The sequence below is a fragment of the Paenibacillus sp. p3-SID1389 genome (assembly GCF_025151705.1).
Taxonomy (GTDB): Bacteria; Bacillota; Bacilli; order Paenibacillales; family Paenibacillaceae; genus Fontibacillus; species Fontibacillus phoenicis.
In genome coordinates, this window is the sequence record NZ_JALXVO010000103.1 from 1 (window position 1) to 2,973 (window position 2,973).

General features: G+C 49.1%; 3 protein-coding genes. 1 reads left to right on the forward strand and 2 read right to left on the reverse strand.

Annotated features, from left to right (window positions below):
- Positions 1 to 94: 94 nt before the first annotated feature.
- Together M3G15_RS21185 and M3G15_RS21190 are read right to left on the reverse strand one after the other, a co-directional pair.
- A complete protein-coding gene (locus M3G15_RS21185) occupies positions 95 to 1,126 on the reverse strand; it encodes a hypothetical protein (protein WP_260072000.1) in 1,032 nt (343 codons plus the stop codon).
- A gap of 27 nt (positions 1,127 to 1,153) precedes the next feature.
- On the reverse strand, positions 1,154 to 1,579 hold the full coding sequence (locus M3G15_RS21190; RefSeq protein WP_260072001.1) for a hypothetical protein: 426 nt from the start codon (positions 1,577 to 1,579) through the stop codon (positions 1,154 to 1,156).
- Positions 1,580 to 1,926: 347 nt separating this feature from the next.
- Between M3G15_RS21190 and M3G15_RS21195 the strand changes: the two genes are divergently transcribed.
- Positions 1,927 to 2,880, forward strand: a complete 954-nt coding sequence (locus M3G15_RS21195; protein ID WP_260072002.1) for a CotH kinase family protein — start codon at positions 1,927 to 1,929, stop codon at positions 2,878 to 2,880.
- Positions 2,881 to 2,973: the final 93 nt, after the last annotated feature.

Below are 2,973 nucleotides of genomic sequence, written 5' to 3' on the forward strand. Positions count from 1 at the left end.
ACTAACTAGGATAAATAGCGGGTATTTTCCCTAAATCTTAAAGAGGGCGGCGCCCCAGGCACCGCCTCAACGACTGCAGGCTTTCGTTCCATTCTTAAAGAAAGGGATCCCATTTTTTCTTAGAGGATACCTTGGAGGATCCTCCTTGCCGTTTTTTGCTCGACTTTTTCACATTGCTGCTCGTCTTTCTGGTCCCCCACCGGTAGCCGCCAGTAGCTCCACCCATACGTCCCCAAGTGGATGAGCCGCCAGTTCTACCGCGGGTTCTGCCGCCAGTAGCTGCTCCACCCGTTCTACCTTGCGTGCGGGTTCTGCCACCGGTTGCAGAATCTCCTCCTCTGCCATGCGTATGGTTTCCACCATGAGAATGGTCTCCATGTGTGTGGTTTCCGCCATGATTATGGTCTCCATGCGTGTGATCTCTGCCTTGGGTGCGGTCTCTTCCCTGGGTTCTTCCCTGGGTGCGGTTTCTGCCGCCCGTCCCCGCACCGCCGGTTCTGCCGCGACCTCCACCGCCACTTGTTCTGCCGCCTGTAGCTCCAGAGACGGTGGCGCTTTTACTGCCTGAGGTTTTACCGTCGGTTCTGCCGCTTGTTCTGCCGCCGGTTCTCCCTCCCGTTCTGTTGTTGTTGGATCTGCCATTGTTGTTTCGGTTATTTCCGTTTCTATTGTTGTTATTATTGTTGCTGCTGGAGCGGCTGCGCACGGTCACACTTTTGATATGATAGCTTTGAATCTGCACGAGTTCATTATTGACAATGAGAGTCAAACTATCGTTGCCATAATCCGAGATGATCCCTTCGATCTTCTCAGGGCCTCCGCGGTTAATTTGCACTTTTTGGTGTTTCAGGGCACGAAGAACGCCATCGAAATTGTAAGAACGAATAATGGATTGGCCTGTTCTCCCCATGGTTCCTTTGGTTTTCCCTTTTGTGCCCAAGTTTTGACTAAAGCTCTTCACATGAGCGTTTTTGATATAGACAGTGCCGTCTTTGGCCAGAATGACAAGGTAATCCGATCCGTAACCTACCAAAGTTCCTTCAACCGAATCCGGGCCACCCCGATTGATTCGGACGGTGCTCCCTTGTAAATTGCTATAGCCGTTTCCTGTTTGACTGAAGGCCATAACCCATTTCCCCCTTCCATAAATTGCTTAACATTCACAAACCGTATAACGAATTTGCTCGAGAGGGATTCTTACACTCTCCTCATTCACTTCCATCACAACTTCATCGGCAGTTATACGGGTAAGCAACCCTTTCTCGACTTGCGGCCCGCCAAAATCTAGCAGGATCTGATGGTCCAGGAGGCTTGAGAGAAGTTCATTAAATCGAGGGGCCATGATCACTTCAACCTCTTGGCTGTAGTTCGTCGGCACTCTCTTCCATCTCGTTTCGGACAAGCTGTCAATAAAAGCCGAACGGTAGTAGAGTACGCGACGATCCTTCGTTTGTACGGCCACATAATCATTCTGGATGCTTACTAATCTGCCGATTATGAAACCCGGTTGACCACGATTTATACAAACTTCCTTACCTATGAGATGCATTAATTGAATCAGCGATTGGTAGCAGGCCACGTTCCTCCCCTCCTTTCATTTGCCCCCTAGCGGGAATTGTAGTACATCATATGTCGATAACTAACCTTTGTCCTAGTCTGATATCTATCATCTATAAGTTTCCACTTCTGTAACTAAAGTAGAATTGCCTACAAGAATCAAAGAATTAACATCCTTGTTGCCATAGGTAAAAGCGGACCATCCGACAACCGCCTGCATATTCTGGATATTAAAGTGAAATGCGGCAGGCTTCCGCAAGAAAGGTGATCAGGTTGAGGTTCCCCGTTCGTTCGCTTCAAATCGGCCGGTCAGACCAAGCAAAGCTAGAAAAAAGCGTATGGGATGACCAATACGCCAACGCTTTACTCATGACGGATAACATCAAAGAAAACGTCAAAATCCGTTACCGGGGCGGACACACCCGTTATTACGACAAAAAATCATACGAACTTCGCATAGGTCACAGGAGCATCCATTACAACGTGGAGTGGGATGATCCTACCATGATGAGAAACGCGCTATCTTTTTGGTTTTTTGAAAAAATTGGAGTTCCGAGTCCAAGAACGAGACATGTTTACCTTGTTGTAAATGGAGTGAATCAGGGGCTGTATCTTGAGATTGAAGGGGTAGATCGGTCGTTTTTTACCAAAAGGAAAGTGAAAACGAGTTCGTTGTTATATGCCATCAATAACAATGCCAACTTTCGTCTGATTGGGGAGGGGGGAAAACGCAAGCGCAACCTTGCTTCCGGCTACGAGCTGGTGATTGGCACCTCTCAGGAGATGGCACGAATCTCGCGGTTTGTGGAACGGCTCAATACGCTCAAGGGGAAACGCCTTCTGGCCTATTTGAAGAAGCATTTAGATGTTCCGGAGTATTTACGTTGGTTAGGCGGGGCGGTGTGCACCGGGAACTTTGACGGCTTTACTCAAAACTATGCGATCTTCCGCAAAAAGGGCAGCTTGAAATATCAAATGAGCCCTTGGGATTACGAGGGAACCTGGGGGAGAAACAGTTACGGGAAGCTCAGCAACATCGACAACGTCCGGATCAAAGGGTATAACGGGCTGACCCAAAAGCTGCTCTCCTTCCCCTCAGTCCGGAGGCAGTATCGCAATACGCTGAAGGAGATTCTAGAGCGTCATTTTACGGTGAACCAGCTGGCTCCAACCATTAACTCACTTCACTCCTCGTTGATGCCAGCGCTTATGGCGGATTCCACGCGTAAATACTCCACCGATATCCTCCTGTCGGACCGTCAGGTCATTCTGGATTATATCGCGAAACGCCGTGAATATTTGCTCCGCGAGCTTGAGAAGTAGTGATGGGATGAGGTAGGTACGGTAGGTAGGCTGAGATGGCGCGCTTTTCGGTATTTGCACGCGTGCCCCTACACGCCGCTCTACGCGATTGCA

Coding starts and splice junctions, on each gene's coding strand:
- M3G15_RS21185 (WP_260072000.1), bottom strand. CDS start 1,126: ATGGCCTTCAGTCAAACAGGAAACGGCTATAGCAATTTACAAGGGAGC.
- M3G15_RS21195 (WP_260072002.1), top strand. CDS start 1,927: ATGACGGATAACATCAAAGAAAACGTCAAAATCCGTTACCGGGGCGGA.